A 21,678-nucleotide genomic window follows, 5' to 3' on the forward strand; every position below is an offset into this window, starting at 1 on the left:
CAGGAGCGGCTTAAAACATATAAGATGAAAGGCAGCATGAGCCGCAAAGGGAATTGCTATGATAACGCTTGTATAGAGTCATTCCACAGCGTGTTGAAGAAAGAGCTCGTATATTTAGCGAAGTTCAAGACCCGCAAAGAAGCTAGAGAACGGATTTTTGAGTATATTACATGCTTCTACAATGGAAAGCGAATCCATTCCTCCATTGGGTATTTTACACCCAATCAGTACGAACGTATGTACCGCCTTGCTGCGTAATTCTCTCGATTCTATGTGTCCAATCTATTGACAGAAGTCCACTACATCTAAACAATATCCCTTTTTTCCTACTTTAACTGGTTAAGGTGTGAGGCATCGTTTAGGAAATGAACGACTCGCTCATTCTCGGTTATTTCAACGAAATGAATAGCTGTATCTCCACTCTAAAACGAAAACTCTCTTGTAATTGCCCATGACGTATTAAGAGAATCTGCATATCCACATTCCTTTCCTTGTTATAGACCAATGTTTCGCTTATGACCTTTATAATTTCCTGCATCGGGGAAACCGTTTTCAACTATTTCTATGAATTTTTCAGAAAAACCATATGAAACCAAATCATGAATCGGTACCATTTTTACATCGTGAATAGGTGTGGATTCATATTCGTTTGAGGGTAACGTCAATACACCAGATGTTTTTTCCAATAGGAATGTTATGTGGAGCACTGAAGGGTCAGCCTCGGGAAGATCGCATACGTAAAGAAGCTGTCTAACCTTTATCTCTAGTCCTGTTTCTTCTTTCATCTCTCTCATTATGCCATCTGCCAACGATTCACCACACTCCAGTTTCCCTCCCGGTAAGGACCATTTTCGGTCAGATGTGACGTTTTGTTTGACTAACAGAATTTCATCGTTTTCAATAAATAGTCCAGTCACTCTTACACATATGAGATTGTTATCCATCCTTGTTTACCCTCTCCTTCGATCCAGAAATATAGAAACAAAATATCATTATATCTAGTATTTCAAGATTATGGAAGGGAGTTGCCAACATTTTCGTGAACTATCATGCCCGTTAGTTTAATCCGTGATCCTCATCAATAATCCATGAGAACTCTTTAGCAATGGCGTGTTCTAATATGCCGTTTAACCAGATTCGATCTCCATGAAGTTCTTTGCAAAATGTTAGGTACCTGTCTTTTTCGAAACCCGGATTACCAATTAAGTATTGTTCCAAATACCCCGACTTTACATTTTTCGTGTAATCGCTTCAATGGATACTTAATGACTTTAAACATTCATTTGTCTATCGTATTACCAATCTTTCATGCATAAGCTAAGTATTATCGCTAGAGGAGGTGAAACGCTATGTCTAAGTTTCTGAACTATCTCGGCGGAGTCATTGGTGGTTTAAGCCTAATTTACGTCCTAGCTTCGGAATTACTGCAAGGCCTAGATCATCTGCTTAACATAATAGGCATCATAGTTGTGATTGTGTTCGCCGTTGCCTTAATCATTAATGGTGCGCGTTCCTTGATAAGCAAAGCGTAACTGGTTAGCTTGCTACTAAGATATAGAGATATCGGCATTTGATGGAAATAGGATGCCCAGAGAATCTGCCCGTTACTTTAATCAGAACAGGGAGCAGCTGCCGCGCGGCAATCTGCTCCCTAGTTATTACGCTATCGTACCCGTTAGCGGAATATGGTGGCTAATTAATTGTTTGGCAACCATTCCCTACAGGTATCTGCACGTAATTGCAATTCATTAAACAGCACGCTGGCGTGGTAGCCGTCGCAAACGGCATGGTGGAATTGGCCCGATAATGGCAACAGTATTTTCTTGTCATGCTGAAAATATTTCCCAATTGTAAAGATGGGTAGTAAATAGGTTCCCTCATTATACACGTTCAGGTTAAAGCCCGTGAAGCTGACCCACGGAATGCTAGAAATAGGGAAGGTGTTAGGTGGCTCGTTTGCTTTAGCAGCAAAATGTTTAACACTTCCGTAAATTTTCATATCATCAAGATAACGGCTATAGAAATCATTAAATTCTCCACTGTACAAAGTCCAGATACTTGAAAAAGTCTTATCATCATCATGAAAAATTGTAAAGCTGGGAGACAAGCAGTCCCAATAACCTAATCTACCGTCAGAATCAAAACAAGTGCGAAATTCACTGTGGCGGTTTACTACCTTAGTTATCATGTGGATTAATGCTGGGTACAGCTTAATCCCCTTTTTCTTAAGTTCTGACAGCAGTCGGGTAATGTCAATATTTGCCATCATGCTGTAGGTGCATCTGACATTGTTTAAATAATGTTCAAAATAGGGTTTTCTACTCCAGTTATCAATGGCAATCGGATTGAAAATCATTTTTTATAACCTCCTAAAATTATTGCATTTTTTATTTTAGGAGGTCTGCTCGACTGTTTTAACCATATCCACATCACATTCCTTGAGAAATTATTCTGTAACGATGAGTATACCATCATCATAGCCCAAACATCAAAAAAATTGCTTACAGCTGATTGCTATCTCTGAGCCAAACCTTTATTGCATTAATCCTGCCCGTTACTTCAACAAACGAAGAAGAAGGAGCTGCTGCGTAGGAAGCTTCTCCACTGTCGTGATCCGTTAGCTCAAATTGCAAATTTAATCCCAATGCTTCTTCTGTATTCCTGTTAAAATCCTTTCAACAGGAGCCCATCCAATTAATTGGGTTGGCTCCATCCCGGAGCTGGTTTGAGACTCTCAATTTCCAAGTAGTTATCTATTCTAACTTTACCCCAAGCGTGTATTACATCTCCATTTCCAAGAGATAAACCTACATGTCCCCAATGTTTAAATTCACCTTCGACCATACCGGAACAGGAATAAACTTATGACTTTAAATGTTCCACCGATGCAAAGACATCTAATTTGTAATTTCCGTTTTCATAAATTAGCTTTGTTATCGAGCACTCAGGAACCAGGTCGCTTTGTACTGCCACAAAATGAGGGTGCCAAACATTCAGTTGGTTTTCGGTAAATGTATGAACAAGAAAATCAGTTATTAATCCTCCATGTGTCACAATTACAATATTGCTTTCAGGCGGGTGTATCTTTGCCAATTCTAATAATAAAGAAGATAAACGTGCGCTTGCCTGCTTCGCATTATCGCCTACGGGCGGTATATAGTCGGGATCGCGTGTGCATCGCTCCCACATCGCGACAAATTCATCAAATGTTTGTTCAGGCAAATCCCCCCAGTTAGCGCGTTCCCGCAAACGACTATCCTCCGAAATAGTTAATTTTGTGTTTAATGCAATAAATTCGGCGGTTTCTTTAGCTCTTCGGAGCGGACTCGTAACTATGGTTGTTATCGGTAAGTTACATAAACTTCGAGCTGTCGATTGTGCTTGTAATATACCTTTGGGGGTAATCGGGACGTCTCCCATTGCCTTTTCTTTTATAGCATGCCTTACAAGAAAGAAAGTTGTACTCATCCTACAGGCCTCCACCGTTTTTTTATATGCACGACTATTGTAAGCCTTTACAACTAACCATAAGAGACTGTCGATTAATAGGGATAAGGGCTTGGAGAATGGCTTCAGGGCGAGTTTTTTATAATGATGAAAGTATAAGTTTTCAGCGGAGCTGAAGCTTTCTATCATTTCAAGAAAACCTTCATTTAAATCGCGGTCGCTCATCCTTGAAAGGCCTCGATAGAGGATTTCTTATAATGATGAAAGTATAAGTTTTCAGCGGAGCTGAAGCTTTCTATCATTTCAAGAAAACCTTCATTTAAATCGCGGTCGCTCATCCTTGAAAGGCCTCGATAGAGGATTTCTTATTGACTTGATACCGAAAAGTATAATGAAAGCACGGCAATAAAACGTGTTTGAGGTTCGAAGTCATCTCCAAAGCCTGTTCCCATCCTTTAATCGACAGTCTCCATAATCTCCCAAAACTCTTCCCTTCAATATTTTCGGGATCATACTGCGTTATCCTTCCATTCAACGTAATAAAAACCGCCAATAATTAAGTCAGCAGCCATGGATTGTTATTAATTGCGTTCTCGTATCTCGTCAGCTCAACAAAGGCGTCCACCGCGCGGCTTGAAAGTTGCTGTAAAGCCTTAATCATTATGGTTTTGCAGGATGAGAGCGTTTGACAGACAAGAAAAAGGCTGCTTCTCAGCAGATGTTCTGCTGAGAAACAGCCTGATTTAGCAGGTGTTTACTTCTTTAGCTGCAATGCCCTAAGAATGAGAGTGACCGCTTCGGCACGGGTGGAGTTCTCTTTCGGTTTCACCGTACCGTCTGCATATCCGTTGATCAATCCTTTCGCAGACGCCGCAGCAAGAGCAGGACGAGCCCAGTCGGATACTTGGCGGCTGTCCGAGAAGCTAATGCTCTGGTCCGCCGGATCAATCCGGGCGGCACGAACCACAATCGCCGCCATTTGTTCGCGGGTGATCAGGTCGTCCGGGCCGAAAGCGTCCTCGCTGTACCCGGTAACCACACCAAGCGCTGCAGCCGTCGAAATCGAACTCTTGGCCCAATGAGCGGAAGTATCGCCAAAGCTCTTGCCATCTTGCGCTGTGAGACGAAAAGCTTTTACGATGACGGTAACAAATTCGGCTCTCGTGATGCTGTTGTCCGGCTTAAAGGTATGATCCGGATAGCCGTTAATCGCTCCGCGACTCACCAGTTCCCGAACGCTCGCTTCGGCCCAATGCCCCTTCATATCGGCAAACTCCGCTTCCGTCGTTTGAGGCTGCCCAGTCTTCGTTTTGTCCGAAGCCAGCACGGCAAATTTCGTAAAATGGGTGACCGATCCCGACGCCGTCGCTTCAGTCTGGTCGACTTTCAGGTCATCCAGCTGTACCCACGTGCGGGTTTGTTCGTTCAACCAATAGAGGCCAACCGTCGACTCGTCAAAATTCACCTTCGTCTTGTCGAAAGGCAGCGTAATAACGACAGGCTTGCTGAAATCGCCGTCCTTGTCTTTCTTAATCTCGTAGACTTCGCTTAACAATCTGAATGCTTTGTCAACGGGCAGAAGCGAGGTGTCGCTGACTTTTTCCACGGTCACTTGAACGCTGCCGTCCATTGCCCCGGCCGGCACCTCGATTTTGACCCCGTTCAAAGAGAGCGTTCCGCCGCTGCTTGCCGCAATCGTTCCGGTGTTGGCAGGAACGCCGCCTCCGCCTCCGCTTCTTCTATTGTTGGACGTTTGGTTAACCTGCGTGTAGCTGACAAATTTGGTAAAGTGCTTCGTCCAGATTACAAGGTCATCGCCAACCGTAATGGCTGCGTCTCCGCCCGAAGCAATTTCACTGTCTGCCGCTGCTTGGGTATCTGCCGAGACCTTCCCCGTAATTGGTGTAAACACACCGTCTCGTATGTATCCGGCCAGCTTGCCCCCCTGGTTCGGGAGGAGCAGACGCACCGCTTTGTCGAAGGTCAACATTAGATTCGGGGAGCCTACTTCAATGACGGCACTCACGTTGCCATTGATGACCGATACGCTGCTATTGCTCAACAATTCCGGCAGTGTGATGAAGCCGTCCCAATCGGCTGGAGCCGTAATTTTCGTTCCGGCCGGAATCGTTACCGTCACATGGCCTAGTGAGACGGCAGCTTGCACTTCCACTAACGGGAGCGTAGCTTCCTTGTTCGATCCCGCCATTACCGGCGTTACCATAACCTTGGCATTTGTTACGCCGAGGGGAACGGCAATCGTTACCGGTTCATTCGTGATCTCAATCGGCGTCGTGGAATTAGCCGTTTGAACGGCGGCTCTTTTGATTCTGATGGTATACAACTGTGTCGTCGTGTCGTCTTGGGCTGTAACTTCTACCTTAACAAGAGTATCGCCGACATTTAATTGAATTTTTTTCGACGTTACTTCCTCCGAGTTTATCTTCACTTTAGCATGCGCTTCCTCGGGAACAGCCGTTACCGTCAGGACGTCAATACTATTGCCCACCTGTACGGTGTAGTCGGAGACCTTCTTGTTAAACTCAAGAGCTCCCGCGCTGGCTTGTAAAGATTGAAGGTACGCGTTGCTGCTGCCGGCGGCGGCCCGGTTCACTGTCACGCTATAGATTTTGCTCGTCCCGTTTTGAGCGGTGACCGTCAATTCAATCCGGTTTCCGCCTTCATTGAGCGGAAGCGGAACCGATGCCTGGCCTCCGGTTAAACTCACCGGACCGAACACGAGCGCATTCGCGTTGTTGTACACGCTCGCCGTTACACTGGAGCTGATATAAACGTTCGCCGTTACGGAAAGATTCGATACGTTATTCGCCACATTAGCCGTATAACGAAGTATCTCGGGTGTGAACGCCGGACTTAACGTGCCGCTCGACAGCATCAAGCCGCTCAATTCCGTTTCGTCGCCCAAATCTGTGTCGTTGCCCGACGCAGCCCTCGTCACCGTCACCGTATATGTTTTCGTCGACCCGTTGTCCGCCGTCACCTTAACCTTCACCGCGTTATCTCCCACGATCAGGCTTCTTCCGCCGGTCACTTCAACCTTGGCATTCGGGTCAATGGTCGTATAAGTGACCGCTACGACCGTCTTGCCGTTCGGTACATTTACCGCATAGTTCAACTGATTGGCGTTAAATCCGTTCACCGGTATGCCATCGATTCTGAGATCGGCCAAATCGGTGTTTTTAATTCTGAAGCGCGGGTAGTCTTTTCCTTCGTCGATTACCCATATATTGTTGAAATCCCAACCGGCATACGTATCTTTCCGTTTCATTTCCGCCGTTGTTTTCCCCGTCCCGAACGCGCTGACCGATTGTTTGGAAGTATTCGTATCCCAGTAGGAATTCGTGATGGAATAGGCTGTACTTCCGGCCATATAGCCGCCGACCAGTCCGCCGAAGCTGCTCGATCCGGTAACTTCTCCCACAGAATAACTGTTCGTAATTTTCCCGGCCGTACTGCCGCTAAAGTCCAAATACCCCGTAAGTCCGCCGACATTCTGATTGCCTGCTACTTTTACGTTGGCGCAGCTGTTGGAAATCGGCGATCGTTGACCGGCTCCCACCAATCCGCCGACGTAACTGGAGCCAGTGGCCGTTCCGGTTACGCAGCTGTTCAGGATTGTTCCGTTTCCGCCCATATAGGAGACCAGTCCGCCGACATAGCTCTTCCCTTTGATATCGACGCCTTCCAGCCGGACATTTTTGTAAACCGCACTGTTCGAGTAACTGAACAAGCCGACATGATCCAAGTCGGGACGATTAATGGTCAGCCCTTTGATCACATACCCGTTTCCATCGAACGAACCGCTAAATTTATCGCTGCTGTTTCCAATCGGCAGCCAGCCTTTGCCGTCGCCGTAATCATAGCCGGTTAAATCGATGTCCGCCCCCAGCTTGTAATAGACGGACAGGTTATTCCGAATAAAGTTAAGGTGCGTTGGCGTCTTGACGATATACGGATTGCTCTCCGTCCCTTCACCGTCCATTTTTTCTTCAGGCTTCGGCACATAGCTCCCGCGCGTAACGACCAACAGATAAATGTTCGTCGTACCGTCTTCTGCCTTCACCGTCACTTTTACGGTATTGTCTGCAATCTGCAGGTTGCTAACGGTGTTGCCTGTCAGCCTCGAACCGCCTATGACGCTTACAGTTGCCGCGGCCTTGGAGTCTGCGGCCGTCAAGGCCTCAACCTGCAGCTCGGTCGTTTCGTAAGGTACGTTCATCGAATAGTACCATTTACCCGGTGTGAATCCGCCAAGGGTTGCCTGATTTACTTTGAGGTCGCTTAGCTCCTTGAATGACGACTTGACCGTCGCATCCCGATTCACCGTGATCGTATACGTCTTCGTCGAGCTATCCTGCGCCGTTACGGTCACCTTGATCGTGTTCGAACCGGTTTCCAGTCTGCCGGTGCCGCTGATTTCCATCTTGGAATTCGGATCGGCCGCCAACGTTGCCGTTACATAGGCTTCCGACACATTATTCAGTACATTTACGGTATACTGTTCGGTACCGGGAGCAAATCCGGCTACTGTTGTTCCATTCAATTTCAAATTCGCTAACTCCGCGTTCGAAGCTGCCGCCAGTCTCGCATTCCTCAACCGCGGATAGTCGGTTCCCTCTTGAATTTCCCAAACCGAGTTAAAATCCCAGCCCGCAAACGTTTCTTTTTGCTTCATTTGTGCCGTAGTTTTGCCTTCTCCGCCCTTGGCACTTGTCGTTCGTACGGTCGTTTCGGTATCCCAATAAGAATGTTTGGCTGTCTGTGCGGAAGAGCTGCTATTGGCCGATCCGATCAGACCGCCGCCCCCTTGTCCGTTTTCGATCGAAACCGGTCCGGCAGCATAGCTATAAGTAATTCTGCCGTCGTCAGCCGAACTGGAGGATCTGCCTGCAAGTCCTCCCGTGGTCGAAGAGCTGCCGGGGCCGCCTTTAACTTCTGCGAAGGAGTAGCTGTTCGTAATGACGGAATGCTGGAGATCCCCCACAAAACCGCCGGTCATCGCCCCGCTGTCGGTTCCGGTGACAACGCCTGTGACATAGCTTCTATCAATCAAATTTAGAGTGCCGTTCGTTAAACCTGCCAATGCGCCAACATATTTCTTCCCTCGGATGGATACGTTCTCCAAATAAACATGTTTAATGACGGCACCGTCCACATAACCAAACAGACCCACATAATCCAGGCCGCTCGCATCGCCTCGATTTACGGTTAAATTGGAAATCTTGTAACCGTTGCCGTCCAGCGAGCCTGTGAATTTGGTCGAACTGCTGGTCCCGATCGGCATCCAGCCCTTGCCGTCTCCCGTAGGATCGAACCCGGACAAATCGATATCGGCCCCAAGCTTGTAATATGCACCTAATTTATTCCGAATTTTATCGAGATGCTCGACTGTCATTACGATGTACGGATCTGCCGCAGTCCCTGAACCCACCATGTCCGAATCGGGATCCGGTTCCGCATGTTTGATAACCGTAATCGTATAAACTTTCTCCGTACCGTCCTTCTGAATGACTTTTACTTTAACGGTATTGTTTCCTAACTGAAGATGGTCCCCGCCCTCTACCTGGACGGATGCCTCCGCGTTCGCTTTCAGTTCAGCAGATACGGTCACCTTATTCGCGAAATGACGCACATTCATCGTATAATTCAAAGTGTCGGTGCTGAAGCCGTTGATCGGTATGCCGTCCACCTTCAAGTCGCTTAAATCGGATGGGGCGTTCGGATTGGCCTCGCTGGTTCTGGGCTCAATTGTAAAAGAATCCAGAACGTCGCCGATATTGCATTGGACATCGTCTCGTCCATCCAGCGGTCCACAGACAAACTCGCCTTTAATTTTATCCGCTTCAAACGTCAGTTTCACTGCGCCATAATTGAAAAACCTTGCCGCCGACCATTCCGGCTGCTCGCAGATCTTCCATTTACAGCCGCTAGGTTCGTAAATATGTAATCCCGCTCCGCCTCCGCCGGCAATAATCGTAACGATATCGTCCGTCACCTTCAGATTCGAACGCTCGTAATGGTGATCATGTCCGTTTAAATTCAGCACAAATTTAGAAAACGACGCCGCCATTTTCTTGACCGCTGCCTGCAGATTCGGATCGCTGTCATAATAGCCGCTTGACCAAGTTGGCCTATGTACGAATGTGACGATAAACGTGATGTTCGGGTCGGACTGGGCCTGCTCGAAAATAGGTGTGGCATGCTCGGCCCAATCCGTCCATGTCGACGATGAAAAAGGCTCGGGCATACCGATAAACCGGGTATGTCCATAATCGAAGAAATACCAATCCTTCCCGCAGCAGCCAAGTGACGGGGCCGTCGGTATGGTTCGGGAGTATGGCAAATCAAAGCGGCCTTTATAATTTCGCAGATCATCCTTTTGCGGCGTTTCCCATTCATGGTTGCCCCAGATCGGCATAAACGGAACCTCGGTGCTCCACGGCATGACGTCATTGAAGTAAGCCGTAACGGCTTCTTGACCATGCGCGTTTGCGTAAGTGAAGTCCCCGAGACCGATATACAGATCGGGCTTCAGATCTTTAATCAATTGGTTCATCCCGGGAGCCGAGTTATAATTAAATGATGAACCGATATCGCCCGTAGTGACGAGCGTAAATCCGGAACTCCCGGCAGCCGGTGAGGTATGAAACGTATGATCCTCACCGTATCCGATCGAATAATGATAGGTCGTACCGGGCTTAAGTCCGGTCAATTTGGCTTCCCGCCATGGTCCCGCATCCGAAATAGGCTTAATGTCGGGTTCTCCGGCAGTTACCGTTCGACCATAAGAGGTTGTCTCCCCGAAACGAATAACATCGGAACCTTTGTGCCAGTTAAATGTTACCGAATCGGGACCGGTTAACGTATAGTGGATTTGATCCGCGAGTTCCGTTTGCTCTGCGGCATATGCTACCGCGGGGGATTCGAGCCATGGTGCTAATCCCGCCGAGTTTGCCAACAACGCGACACTCATTACGATGCCGGCCAACCATTTTAATGCGCGTATCTTCATGATTGCTAGAAACACCTCCAAATGATGTATTCCGTATCATTATAATTTTGGAATGTAAAATAAAATCGTTGATTGTGATAAGAATTTGTGGACGCTCAATACGATCTATCAAGAAAAAATCCGTTCTATAAACCAGCCCCCGCCTAGCAATAATGCAGCCGCAGAGCCTGCTGTCATGACGTTCCTCGAATATTTCCACCGTTTCAACAGATAGATAAGCGGCAAAACGGCCGAAACGATCATGATTTGCACCGCCTCTATTCCAAGGTTAAAGCTTATTAAATCGACAGCAAGTTCCTTCTGGGGGATATCCATTTCCGTCAAAATATCGGCAAATCCCATGCCGTGAATCAAACCGAACACAAAAGTGAGCACCCATCGGAAGGTGACCTGTTTGCGAATCATATTTTCAACCGCGACATAACAGATGCTCAGCGCGATCGCAGGTTCGACAATCCAGGCGGGCACATGGATGATGTCCAATACGGTTAAGGTCAGCGTCAAGCTGTGAGCGATCGTAAACGAAGTAATGAGTGACGCATATTGCCTGAACGTTTGTCTGGCGAGGAGCAAGGATAAAAGGAATAGCAAATGATCGTAGCCGGATAAAATATGCCGCATTCCGAGTTCAAAAAACGTGTACCAGCCCGAAGCTGGTTTCTCGTGCTCCACATCGGATAATTGCGTTTTCTGCCCGTTAGTTTGCAATTTGTCCGTGTTTGGCTGTTTCTCTATGTCGTTTTGCAAGCCGGCGTAGTCTGCAGCAGTCAGGGTCATGGCCCATGCCCGGTCTTTACCGGCGATTGCCGCTGAATTTGACTGCGAACCGTAATTTACAGACAGCAGGTTCACATAATTGGTCAAAGGATCATGCAAATACAGATTATCGATCATGGATATCGGCTCGTAAGCGGAGACAGGCGGAAAAGCGGCTTTCAATTCGACTTTTGCCCCTTTGTCTGAACGTACAAGCTCAAAGCTCTCCACATGTGTCCATGGGACGGGTTTGTCGTTTATATGCAACGTTAAATTTTCTTTAATGACGGATTCAAGACGATCTCTTATCGCATCGAATTGTTTCTGATCCAGCCTGTCTCTTTTATATAAATCGCCATAAGTCAACTCCATTGCCGACAATTCGTCGATCGCGAATGTCATCCACGTATGCGATTTCGTTAAGGTTAATGTCGTAAAGCTGGCGCTGTAAGTGTGAGCATGGACGGGCTGGCTGAACGGAAAAAACGCCATCGTTAGCACGGCTAACATGATAAATACGGCTTTACACGCGGCAATACATTGACTATGCATCATTTTCCCCCTGGTCAAATAGGTTGATCTTCAATTGGCGCGGATCTTTCCAGACGCATGCATGTCCGGGAAATCCTCGTTTCTTGACTCATAGTCATTGTACTTACGGTATGTAAATTCATATGTTGATAATTATTAGTACTGTGTTAAATATGCTTCATTAGTATTTGGTGGCAGCCGATACGTTGTAAATGGAGAGACCGGGGCAGCCTCGGTGCGGGTCATTAATTGACAATGTCTCAAAAGCTCTTTATAATTTAAATGAACAACTGTTCAATAAATGTCAGGAGGGATATATTATGCGTTTGGAAGGTAAGGTAGCAGTCGTTACCGGTGCTGCATCGGGCATGGGCAAAGCAATTGCAGAGTTATATGCAAAAGAAGGAGCTAAAGTTGTCGTCTCAGACTTGAATATCGAAGGTGCGGAAGCAGTTGCAGAGGGCATTAAATCAAATGGCGGCGAAGCAATCGCTTTGAAAACGAATGTTGCCGACCCGAATGACATTAATGCGATGATTGATACGGCTGTCAATGAATACGGAACGCTTGATATTTTGGTTAACAATGCCGGCATTGGCGACAATATGGCACCTGCCGGAGAAGTAAACGACGATAGATGGGATCTAATTTTCGATATCAATACGAAAGGCGTTATGCGTGCGATCCGCAAAGCGATTCCGATCTTCCTGGAGAAAGGAAAGGGCGTTATTATAAATACTGCCTCTACAGGTGGTTTCAATGGCGCGCATGCGGGTGTCGCGTATACGGCTTCCAAGCATGCCGTTATTGGTATTACCAAAAACACGGGTTTTATGTACGCGCAAAAAGGCATTCGCTGCAATGCGATTGCACCGGGCGGGACAGCTACGAACATCGTTTCAACGATCAATAATGTGAGTGAGTTTGGCTTTTCGCGAACGAAGGTTATTCAAAGCGCTATTCCCCGCATCGGACAAGCGGATGAAATCGCGCAAGTGGCTCTCTTCCTGGCATCCGACGAATCAAGCTTTGTAAACGGCGCGGTTATAGTTGCCGACGCGGGTTGGACAGCAGGCTAAAACACTGGCGATTGAAGGCAATTCGAATTTGAGCGTTAGCCGAGTACTTGTTCGACTCCACAAGCTGCAAGCAGCCCGACTGTTTGCAGCCTTTTTCTTTTCAGCTGTCTTCTTCCTTCGATCAATCGCAGTAAAGTATACATTGCCCGGATCATAATATATAATTAACGCGAGGGGATAAGGACATGAATGAGAATGATTTAAGAGTCATTAAAACAAAAAAAGCATTACATCGAGCGCTCCTGTCTTTATTAAAAACAAGAACGCTCGAATCGATCTCCGTCTCCACCCTTTGTCGTGAGGCTGATGTAAATAGAGGCACTTTTTACTTGCATTATAAGGACATCGGGGCTTTATTTGACGAGCATCTCCATTATTTATTCAAAGATTTGGAGGAATCGTATTACGAGCCTTACCGTCATGTATCTCGCCTGGTTCCTCATCAGCTCGACCCTTCGACGATTCGGATCTTCCATCATGTGAAGAAATACTACCAATTCTATGAGATTGTGTTTGATAGGAAATCGCCGCTTTCATACTACTACTCGTTGTTTGAGAAAATAAAAGGCTTGATACGGGAAACCTCCTCGGACTATCCCCCGGGCGAAAGGGATCTCTCCTTGCTAATCGCTTATCAGGCCAATGCGATTATGGGCTTGCTCATTCAATGGAGCGAGGAAGGCTTCGTGCGCAGCCCTGAATCGATGAATGAACAGCTTACTTCTTTCTTGAAGCTGCAGGACTTGGAGTCTCCGCAGAACCCGGCTGATAATCATAAGTAAACCGGTAACTCCCGCTGCCAAGTTGTACCGATACATCGAATTCGTTTTGGTGATACGAAATAACCCCCGCTGCTTCATTTAAGGGCGTACCGGATTCTTTCACAGTTACATGTTTTGCATTCGGAAGTACTACAGTACCCGTTGTATTCGGCGGTATGACGGCTGTAACAATAAGCTGTCCCCCCTGTTTGCTCCAGCCTGAAACAATGGTTCCGTACCGGGATTCATATTTCGCCGATGCATATGACAGCCCGCAATCAACGGCCGGCCGGATGTTAATTTTCTTATACCCCGCCTGCTCCTTCCGGAGACCGGCAATTTCCCGGTAAAGCCAATCGCCGACGCAGCCGAACGCATAATGATTGAAGGACATCGAAGATACGGTACCATCCGGTTTAATTGCGCTCCAGGATTCCCATATGGTAGTTGCGCCCCGTTCCACTTCATAGAGCCATGACGGACATTCCGTTTGGTATAACAGTTTATATGCTATATCCCGTTTACCGTATTTACAGAGAACATCCAACAGGAAGGGAACGGATACGAATCCCGTATCGAGCCGGTAGCCGTTACCCTCAATAAGGCGGGCCAATTGATCCGCCACTTGGCCGCGGGCCTCTTCCGAAACAAGCCCGAACTGTAACGCCAGCACATAAGCGCCTTGGAAATGAGCGGACAATGTCCCGTCATCCTGCAAGTATTCTTCTGCATATGCTTGCCGAATACGCCGGCTTAAATCCGAATATGCCTCTGCATCCGGGTGCTTGCCAAGAATGGCGGCTGTTTCGGAAAGCAGCGCCGTAGAGTAAGCGTAGAAGGATGTCGCTACAACTTCTTTTGTCCTCATAGCGCTCTCCGTCGGACTGGAGGCGCTTGGCATTAACCAGTCGCCAAAATGAAATCCGGTATTCCAAAGATATTTCTGTCTTTCCTTTTGCACATCATCCATTTGATCATAGTTGTCCGGAAGCTCATTTTCCGCGGTCTGACGAACATAACTTATCCATCTAACCATGGAATCATAAAATTCCTCAAGCACCCGGACATCGCCATATGCTTGATATAATGCCCACGGAACGATGATCACCGCATCGCCCCAGCCTGCCGAAGAATCTTTTCCCATCAAGGTGTGGCCGATATGTCTAAAGCTTTTATGATAAGGAACGACATTCGGCACCTCGCCGTTTGGCAGCTGCTCAAGCGCAAGATTGCGAAGCCAACGTGTTAAAAATACGAGTACATCCATATTGAATGCCGCGGTGGGAGCAAATACTTGAATATCTCCCGTCCAGCCGGCACGCTCCCTTTGCGGACAATCCATCGGGATCGATAGCAGATTTGTTTTCTGACTCCACACAATGTTTTGCTGCAGCCGGTTTATTCTCTCATCGGAGCACTCAAAAAAGCCCGTGTATCTCATATCCGAAGACAGCACCATAGCCGTAAAATGTTCGGACCGAACGGTTCCCGGATATCCTGTCACCTTCACATAGCGGAACCCGTGAAAAGTGAAGACAGGTTCAAAAGTTTCGGGTCCTCCGCCGCGAAGAATGTACATATCCTTTTGATCTTTATGCCGCCCCATTATGTTGTTGAGAAAATTCCCGTGTTCGTCTAACACTTCGGAATGCTCCAGTATAATTTCGGTGCCCTCCGGCCCTTCCACTCTCATGGAAACGCGTCCCGCTATCACCTGCCCGAAATCGACAACCGTTTCTCCTTTAGGAGTCGTTATCACTTGAACAGCAGGTAATTTACCAGCAACCCGGACGGGCTCTCCATAATGGGCCACCAGGTTGGAGATATCGAAATGTGTTTCTTGGGCGGGTTCCCAGCCGGAATCGTCGTAATCCGGAAGTGTCCAGCCGTCCTTGATCCGTCTGGCGTCCACTTTCTCGCCAATAAATTGATCCGAGTAAATGAGATGACCGGTCGAACATTTTACTTCGTGATCGGAGACAACGATTTCTTGTGTGCCGTCTTCGTATTCGACTTCCAGTTGAAACAACAGACCTAGCCGGTCCCCATATTGGCAGCTGTTTCCGGAAAGACCGATTCGTCCGGCATACCAGCCATCCGACAAAATGGCGCCTATCGCATTTGCCCCGTTCTTCACCAGATCTGTTACTTCATAGGTTTGATATTGAAGATATCGATCGTAGGATGTGAACTCGGGTGCAAGTTCCTGGTTGCCTACTTTTTGTCCGTTGATCTGAAACATATAAGTGCCGTGTGCCGTCGCATAAAGTCTCGCCTTACGTACGGTGGATGAAATAAAAAATGATTTTCGCAGCAAAGGGCATGGGTGCAAAATGGACGTGTCCGTCGGTTTATTGTATTGCAAGGCTTCACGCAAGCTAAGTACAGGGTCTTCAACCACTGGTTCTTGTATGGGTTCGATCCACAGAGCTTTCCAATCTTCCCGCTGCAAAAGCCCCGTTTCCCAATAAGAGGCCGTGCTCCATTCCGATTCTGCTCCTGTCCGGTCCCATACTTTCACACGCCAGTAATACCTTTTTCCGGATAGTAACGGTTCGCCCTCATAAGCGCAAAATACCGATTCGTCTGAATGTACTTTACCTGAATCCCAGATTAGGCCGGTACCTTGCCATAGTTTTTCTTCGGTATCGGCAACCATGATGCGGTAAGCCGCTTGAAGCACCCCTCGCCTGACTGATTTCAACTGCCAGCTAAAGCGCGGGACCCGAATATCGATTCCGACCGGGTTTACCATTGACTCGCATAAAAGCTGCTCCGCCTCTAAATCCCCCAATGCCATATTGCTCATCCTCCCTGTTAAACCGTTTTCAACAAATTTCATAGCATTATTATCCGAATCAAATATAGACTTTTATCTTATATATCCTTTATGATACGATAGTCTAAACGTCATTCAAATAACCATACCAAGTTTGTTGATTAACCATATCAAATATTCATGCACAAGGAGAGATTTTGTGGACTTACACGAGGTGGATCCGTTCCTCCGGAGTATTAATGAGTTTGAGCGCAAACATTGGGGTCTGCCTTGGCTGCTGCAGCATGCCGTTGACATATCCGCCGGCAAAACAATTAGCGAGAGCCACTTTTTTAAAACGGACCGTTACATCGTCATTAATAAACATCCCCGGTTCGCCATTATTCCGGAGCATCGGCATGAATTCATTGAAATGAGTTACGTCTATTCCGGAACGCTTACTCAAACGATAAATAACAAAAAAATAACGTTGTCGGAAGGACAACTCATTATTTTGGATACCAATGTCGCTCATTCCATCGAAGCAACCGGCGAGAACGATATTATCATTAATTGCTTGATGAGAAGAAGCTATTATGACAGTCATTTAATCCATAGGCTGGCCGGCAACAATTTGCTCTCCGAATTTTTTGTCAATGCCGTATATAAAAGCCAGGAGCAAAGCAAGTACTTGATATTTCCGTCAGAGCGCAGCTCAAAGGTTCGCCATTTCATGACTGAACTGATCTGTGAATACTATAGCTCCAACATTTGTTCCGAAGAAGCAATGAACAGTTACCTGGGGCTGCTCTTCACTGAATTGCTGCGTCTCTATAAGGATACCAAGTACATGAACGAAACCGGCAGCGGCAAGAGAACGGCAAACATGGCGGATATCCTCCATTACATGGAGATGAATTATCAAACGGCAAGCCTGACTTCAGCGGCAGAGCACTTTCATTTTCATCCGAATTATTTAAGTAAAATCATAAAAGACTATTTCGGACATAGCTTTATCAAAGTCATACAGGATATTAGGATGAAAAAGGCGTGTCTGCTGCTAAAAAACACAGATCTTAAAATAGTTGAGGTCTCAGAACATGTCGGATACAAAAACATCCGTTTTTTCTATAAAAATTTTGGAGAGCACTTCCAGATGAGTCCCGCGGAATTCCGTTCAGTTCATCGAAATAATTGAAAAGTTATAGAAACCGTATAATATCCGTGTCCGGGGGAGTGTGCCCGAGCATTCTACCCATGGTCATGATCTGCCCCTTATGGTGAAACTCATGTGTCATTACATGAGTAATCAATTCTAAGGCCGTAGGGTAAAACTCTTCGCTGCGCCAAGAAAGCTTGCCGCTAATTCGATGGTTCAAATTTTCACCATGTTCCCGCAGAAAAATGTCGACCAACGAATCAATTCTTTGAAAACAATATAAAATCTCCTGAATATCCGAGATATCCTCTGGTTTGCTGTAAGGGTCTGACGACTTCAATGCAAACTGTCCAATCCATGATTCATAAACATTTGCAATATGAACGAGCGTATTCCGGATACTGCCATTTCCAAAAGATTCGATTTCCATACAAATCTCCGATGGATTCATTTTTTTACAGTATTGAAATACAACTTCCCTCGAGCTTCTAATAAGTTCATACTGCAATTTGATTAGTTCCATGATACTTGCCTCCCTCTTTAAAATCCATATCACAAACGTATGTTCCTATATATGAAATAATATTACCATTTATTCATTCTTTTTGCATCAAGCAGTTAAATGTTATAAATACAAAGAAAATCTTGAATGGTATTAACCATCAAGATTTCTTCGAGTTAACCTGACTCTAATTTAAACAAGCGTAATGCAAAAGTTTGTTACGAATTACGTTTAAGCTCATTTGAAAGTTGCTGAGCGGGCAGATTATCATTATACGAAACGTTCAACCTTACCAAAACTACAGACGCTTTAGGAATTGTAACTGTAAGCTCCGAGCCTGTTTGCGCTATGAACTGTTCCACGGGTGTAACTTTATATGGATCCTCGAAAGAATTGCCATTCTTATGGCTGGAGGAAGATAATACGACTATCGTCCCCTCTCCCGCATATTGGCCACCGTAAAGGTTGAGCGTGACCTCCTGGTCCTCATCGACGGCTATGTTCGCAAGCGTAACCGCCAGTATGCCGTCTTTGATCGATGCCGAACAGGAGATGCTTGGAATGCAATGTGTCTCCCCGTCTATTGTAAAGGTTACGCTCTTGCAATCGATTTCCGTTTTAAGACTTGTTGCATTCTGGTGAATTTTGTACATATCGAATACGTAGTAGGTTGTAGTAGCCACACAGGTACTGCCCTTGGCTAGAAACAGGGAATGGATACAATTTACAAGTTGAGCCACGTTGGCCATGATCACCTTATTGCAGTGATTATTGAAAATGTTCAAAGAAAGTGCCGCCAGAACCGCTTCTCGCATCGTGCTCGGCTGTTCAAACAAATAGTTGCCCGGCAGCGGATGCCTGCCATTCTGCAAATGCCAAACGCCCCACTCATCGACAATGAGCCCAACGGATGTTTCAGGCATCGCAGCGCGAATCATCTCGTACTGGGATTGGATAAACGGCTCCATATCCAATCCAATGCGCATCATTTCATACCACTGTGTATCGGTGTATTCAAGCTCCGAGCCCATTGTTCCTGTATTGGTCACATAATAGTGAAGGGAATATCCGAACATGGGAGGAACTCGTCCAACCGTATACATCTCATTATACTTGTCAAAAAACTTTTCTGTCCATTCCGGAATACCTTCGTACGGTCCGCATGCGATAAAATGAAGATCCGGCCCGACACTTTTGCTTATTATGCCATATTTTCTGTAAATATGGCAGTAATCCTCGGGCGTCATGCAGCCGCCGCCACCCCAGCTTTCGTTGCCAAGGCCCCAGTACTTGACGTTAAACGGCTCCGGGGCTCCGTTCTTCTCCCGTTCCTGCGCAAGTGTGGTCGTACCCTGCGGCATATTGCAGTATTCAATCCAGTTTCTTGCTTCCAATACGGTTGTTGTCGTAGCATTTACTGCAAAATAGGGTTCGGCATTCACGAGCCTGCAAAACTCGATAAACTCGTGGGTACCGACCTGGTTAGTTTCAAGCTTTCCATCGTTCATATACCACCAATTAACGGTTGTAGGGCGCTGCTCCCTCGGACCTATACCATCTCTCCAGTTGTACGTCTCCGCAAAACAGCCGCCTGGCCAACGGATAACGGACGGTTTAATTTCCTTCAGTTTCTCCACGAGCTCCCGTCTGAATCCCTTTATATTAGGGATTTCCGAATCCTCGCCAACCCATATCCCGTCGTATACGACTCCGCCCAAATGTTCGATAAAATGACCGTAAATATTGGGATTAATGAGTCCTATTTCATCTTTCAGCCTGATGTCGATTTTAGTCATCATTTTTCTCCCGCCCTTACCATTTAGGGGATAAAGGATAGGGGCATTCCCTATCCTTTATTTTAGTCCGAATCTGTACAAGGCAGCCGCAATATTTGCATGTCCCTCCGTAGATGTAACCCGTGCAGCTCATGCATTGGGCAAGGCGCCTTTCGCTGGTTTCCTCATCCGCGAGCTCGACATTCCGTGAATCTATCAGCATTTGAAGCATAGCCTCGATTTTCTCCGGTGTGACTTCTATCGATTCCGAGCAGCCTTTGCATGGACCTTGTTTTGCCATCGGGCATCATCCTCCCGATTTATTGGATCGTCAGCACAACAACCGACATCGGCGGAATATCCGTCTGAAATCCTTCTTCATTCATCTGTATGCCGGTAAACGCCTCCGGCTTGATTTGATTCGGATTTTCAAACGTGTTATGGCTGTTCATGGACGACGAGAGCAATATTCTGCCCGTTACCTGCTTACCGGCAAACTCTCCCGTGTTCCAATCCACCGGCGCGGAATTTTTCGGATCCGTATTGCAGATGGTGATGTTCAGATTGCCTGCCGCATCCACGGAAGCGGAAGCGCTAAGCTGTGGAATTTCTTCCCCATTCAGCTTGTAGGTGCCGCATTGAAGCTCAATCGGTTGCAGGATGGCATCCTGGTGTACCTTAAACATTTCAAAGACATGATAGGTAGGGGTCAGAATCATTTTTTCCCCTTCCGTTAAGATAACCGCCTGCAGCACATTGATCGTCTGGGCAATATTCGCCATTCTCACGCGGTCGCAATGATTATTGAAAATATTCAAGCTGATTGCCGCAGAAACCGCATCTCTCATCGTATTTTGCTGGTACAGGAAGCCGGGATTGGTACCGGGTTCAACGTCAAACCATGTCCCCCATTCATCGATAATCAGCGCCACTTTCTTCTCGGGGTCATATTTATCCATAATAGCCGAATGCTTCGCCACAAGCTCCTCTGTGAAATAGGCCGCCTTCATAATGCCAAACCATTCGCTCTCGTCGAAATCGACAGCCTGGCCTCTTACTGCCTCCGGGTCCTTCAGATAAATTCTGTTCCCGTCGGGATTTTCTATAACGATGCTGTGATCTCTCAGCCTTGTGTAGTAATGAAGCGCCAGTCCGTCCATGAAATGCCCTGCCTCCCGCATCAGCACTTCCGTCCAATGATAGTTATCCCCTCTTGGGCCCGCAGCAATTTTATAGATGGAACCTTCTCCATAATCCCTTACATATGTGCTGTATTGTCTGTAGAGGTCCGCATAAAATTCCGCTCTCATTCGGCCGCCGCAGCCCCAGTTTTCATTGCCTATGCCGAAATAAGTCAAGTTCCAAGGCTTTTCTCTGCCGTTTGCTTTCCGCAGTTCGGTCATCGGCGATTCGCCGTCGAAGTTCATATATTCGACCCACTGCTGCATCTCATAGACGGTTCCGCTTCCGACATTCCCGCAAATATACGGCTCGGTCTCCAGCATTTCGCACAAGTCGAAAAATTCGTGGGTGCCGAAATGGTTATTCTCAACCACGCCGCCCCAATGATTATTAATCATTCTCGCTCTCGATTCCTTAGGCCCGATGCCTTCCTTCCAGTGATACTCGTCGGCAAAACAACCTCCCGGCCAGCGCAGGATTGGGATTTTCATATCCTTTAACGCCTGAACGACATCATTTCGGATTCCTCGCGTATTGGGAATATCGGAATCTTCGCCGACCCAAATTCCTTCGTATATGCAACGGCCCAGATGCTCGGCAAAATGTCCGTATATGTTTCGATCGATTTTGTGAACCGCCGCTTGCGTATTGATTTTAATGCTGTTTCTCATAATCTTCAGCCTCCTGATTGTAGT

The 21,678-nt window shown here is 46.7% G+C and carries 16 protein-coding genes; 5 read left to right on the forward strand and 11 right to left on the reverse strand.

Annotated elements, in window-relative coordinates; genetic code table 11:
* Positions 1-258, forward strand: a 258-nt coding sequence (locus E1757_RS33710) for an IS3 family transposase (protein ID WP_165972235.1), incomplete at its 5' end; no start/stop codon positions are given.
* A gap of 236 nt (positions 259-494) precedes the next feature.
* Here E1757_RS33710 and E1757_RS33715 read toward each other — a convergent pair.
* Positions 495-944, reverse strand: a complete 450-nt coding sequence (locus tag E1757_RS33715) for an NUDIX domain-containing protein (protein WP_133236557.1) — start codon at positions 942-944, stop codon at positions 495-497.
* Between the two features lie 405 nt (positions 945-1,349).
* Here E1757_RS33715 and E1757_RS33720 point away from each other — a divergent pair, with 405 nt between their 5' ends.
* Positions 1,350-1,532 (forward strand): hypothetical protein, encoded by a 183-nt coding sequence (locus tag E1757_RS33720; RefSeq protein ID WP_133236559.1) that lies wholly within the window; start codon positions 1,350-1,352, stop codon positions 1,530-1,532.
* 164 nt (positions 1,533-1,696) lie between these two features.
* Here the strand turns inward: E1757_RS33720 and catA are convergent, their stop codons facing one another.
* The 4 genes from catA to E1757_RS33740 all read right to left on the reverse strand — a co-directional run bounded on the left by catA (position 1,697) and on the right by E1757_RS33740 (position 11,791).
* Positions 1,697-2,356 carry a type A chloramphenicol O-acetyltransferase gene (catA, locus tag E1757_RS33725; RefSeq protein WP_133236561.1) on the reverse strand — a complete coding sequence of 220 codons (660 nt, stop codon included), beginning with the start codon at positions 2,354-2,356 and terminating at the stop codon, positions 1,697-1,699.
* Positions 2,357-2,862: 506 nt separating this feature from the next.
* The gene (locus E1757_RS33730; protein WP_246079704.1) at positions 2,863-3,672 is read right to left on the reverse strand and encodes a histidine phosphatase family protein; all 810 of its coding nucleotides are present in this window, start codon (positions 3,670-3,672) and stop codon (positions 2,863-2,865) included.
* 529 nt (positions 3,673-4,201) lie between these two features.
* The gene (locus E1757_RS33735; protein WP_133236563.1) at positions 4,202-10,480 is read right to left on the reverse strand and encodes a cadherin-like beta sandwich domain-containing protein; all 6,279 of its coding nucleotides are present in this window, start codon (positions 10,478-10,480) and stop codon (positions 4,202-4,204) included.
* A 108-nt stretch (positions 10,481-10,588) separates the two neighbouring features.
* Positions 10,589-11,791, reverse strand: a complete 1,203-nt coding sequence (locus tag E1757_RS33740; protein ID WP_133236565.1) for a HupE/UreJ family protein — start codon at positions 11,789-11,791, stop codon at positions 10,589-10,591.
* Positions 11,792-12,087: 296 nt separating this feature from the next.
* On the opposite strand from E1757_RS33740, the gene E1757_RS33745 reads away from it, so the two are divergent.
* A complete protein-coding gene (locus E1757_RS33745; protein WP_133236621.1) occupies positions 12,088-12,846 on the forward strand; it encodes an SDR family oxidoreductase in 759 nt (252 codons plus the stop codon).
* Between the two features lie 329 nt (positions 12,847-13,175).
* Positions 13,176-13,628, forward strand: coding sequence for a TetR-like C-terminal domain-containing protein (locus tag E1757_RS33750; protein ID WP_342774632.1), 453 nt, complete (start codon positions 13,176-13,178; stop codon positions 13,626-13,628).
* Here E1757_RS33750 and E1757_RS33755 read toward each other — a convergent pair.
* A complete protein-coding gene (locus E1757_RS33755; protein ID WP_133236569.1) occupies positions 13,564-16,407 on the reverse strand; it encodes an alpha-L-rhamnosidase in 2,844 nt (947 codons plus the stop codon). The genes E1757_RS33750 and E1757_RS33755 overlap by 65 nt on opposite strands.
* A gap of 184 nt (positions 16,408-16,591) precedes the next feature.
* A complete protein-coding gene (locus tag E1757_RS36785; RefSeq protein ID WP_133236571.1) occupies positions 16,592-16,900 on the reverse strand; it encodes a hypothetical protein in 309 nt (102 codons plus the stop codon).
* Here E1757_RS36785 and E1757_RS33765 point away from each other — a divergent pair.
* The gene (locus E1757_RS33765) at positions 16,799-17,563 is read left to right on the forward strand and encodes an AraC family transcriptional regulator (protein ID WP_425464883.1); all 765 of its coding nucleotides are present in this window, start codon (positions 16,799-16,801) and stop codon (positions 17,561-17,563) included. The genes E1757_RS36785 and E1757_RS33765 overlap by 102 nt on opposite strands.
* 4 nt (positions 17,564-17,567) lie before the next feature.
* On the opposite strand, the gene E1757_RS33770 is transcribed toward E1757_RS33765, so the two are convergent.
* The 4 genes from E1757_RS33770 to E1757_RS33780 form a co-directional block, all read right to left on the reverse strand.
* Positions 17,568-18,047 (reverse strand): DinB family protein, encoded by a 480-nt coding sequence (locus E1757_RS33770; RefSeq protein ID WP_133236575.1) that lies wholly within the window; start codon positions 18,045-18,047, stop codon positions 17,568-17,570.
* Between the two features lie 197 nt (positions 18,048-18,244).
* Positions 18,245-19,825 (reverse strand): alpha-N-arabinofuranosidase, encoded by a 1,581-nt coding sequence (locus E1757_RS33775; protein ID WP_133236577.1) that lies wholly within the window; start codon positions 19,823-19,825, stop codon positions 18,245-18,247.
* 13 nt (positions 19,826-19,838) lie between these two features.
* Complete coding sequence (locus E1757_RS37390; RefSeq protein WP_220446576.1) at positions 19,839-20,102, reverse strand: DUF6171 family protein; 264 nt, start codon at positions 20,100-20,102, stop codon at positions 19,839-19,841.
* Positions 20,103-20,121: 19 nt separating this feature from the next.
* On the reverse strand, positions 20,122-21,654 hold the full coding sequence (locus E1757_RS33780) for an alpha-N-arabinofuranosidase (protein WP_133236579.1): 1,533 nt from the start codon (positions 21,652-21,654) through the stop codon (positions 20,122-20,124).
* Positions 21,655-21,678: the final 24 nt, after the last annotated feature.

This window comes from Paenibacillus piri, from assembly GCF_004354045.1.
Classification (GTDB): Bacteria; Bacillota; Bacilli; order Paenibacillales; family NBRC-103111; genus Paenibacillus_S; species Paenibacillus_S piri.

Coding starts and splice junctions, on each gene's coding strand:
- catA (WP_133236561.1), bottom strand. CDS start 2,356: ATGATTTTCAATCCGATTGCCATTGATAACTGGAGTAGAAAACCCTAT.
- E1757_RS33755 (WP_133236569.1), bottom strand. CDS start 16,407: ATGGCATTGGGGGATTTAGAGGCGGAGCAGCTTTTATGCGAGTCAATG.
- E1757_RS33745 (WP_133236621.1), top strand. CDS start 12,088: ATGCGTTTGGAAGGTAAGGTAGCAGTCGTTACCGGTGCTGCATCGGGC.
- E1757_RS33720 (WP_133236559.1), top strand. CDS start 1,350: ATGTCTAAGTTTCTGAACTATCTCGGCGGAGTCATTGGTGGTTTAAGC.
- E1757_RS33765 (WP_425464883.1), top strand. CDS start 16,799: ATGAGTTACGTCTATTCCGGAACGCTTACTCAAACGATAAATAACAAA.
- E1757_RS33770 (WP_133236575.1), bottom strand. CDS start 18,047: ATGGAACTAATCAAATTGCAGTATGAACTTATTAGAAGCTCGAGGGAA.
- E1757_RS33735 (WP_133236563.1), bottom strand. CDS start 10,480: ATGAAGATACGCGCATTAAAATGGTTGGCCGGCATCGTAATGAGTGTC.
- E1757_RS33740 (WP_133236565.1), bottom strand. CDS start 11,791: ATGATGCATAGTCAATGTATTGCCGCGTGTAAAGCCGTATTTATCATG.
- E1757_RS33715 (WP_133236557.1), bottom strand. CDS start 944: ATGGATAACAATCTCATATGTGTAAGAGTGACTGGACTATTTATTGAA.
- E1757_RS36785 (WP_133236571.1), bottom strand. CDS start 16,900: ATGAGCGACATTGGTATCCAAAATAATGAGTTGTCCTTCCGACAACGT.
- E1757_RS33780 (WP_133236579.1), bottom strand. CDS start 21,654: ATGAGAAACAGCATTAAAATCAATACGCAAGCGGCGGTTCACAAAATC.
- E1757_RS37390 (WP_220446576.1), bottom strand. CDS start 20,102: ATGGCAAAACAAGGTCCATGCAAAGGCTGCTCGGAATCGATAGAAGTC.
- E1757_RS33775 (WP_133236577.1), bottom strand. CDS start 19,825: ATGATGACTAAAATCGACATCAGGCTGAAAGATGAAATAGGACTCATT.
- E1757_RS33730 (WP_246079704.1), bottom strand. CDS start 3,672: ATGAGCGACCGCGATTTAAATGAAGGTTTTCTTGAAATGATAGAAAGC.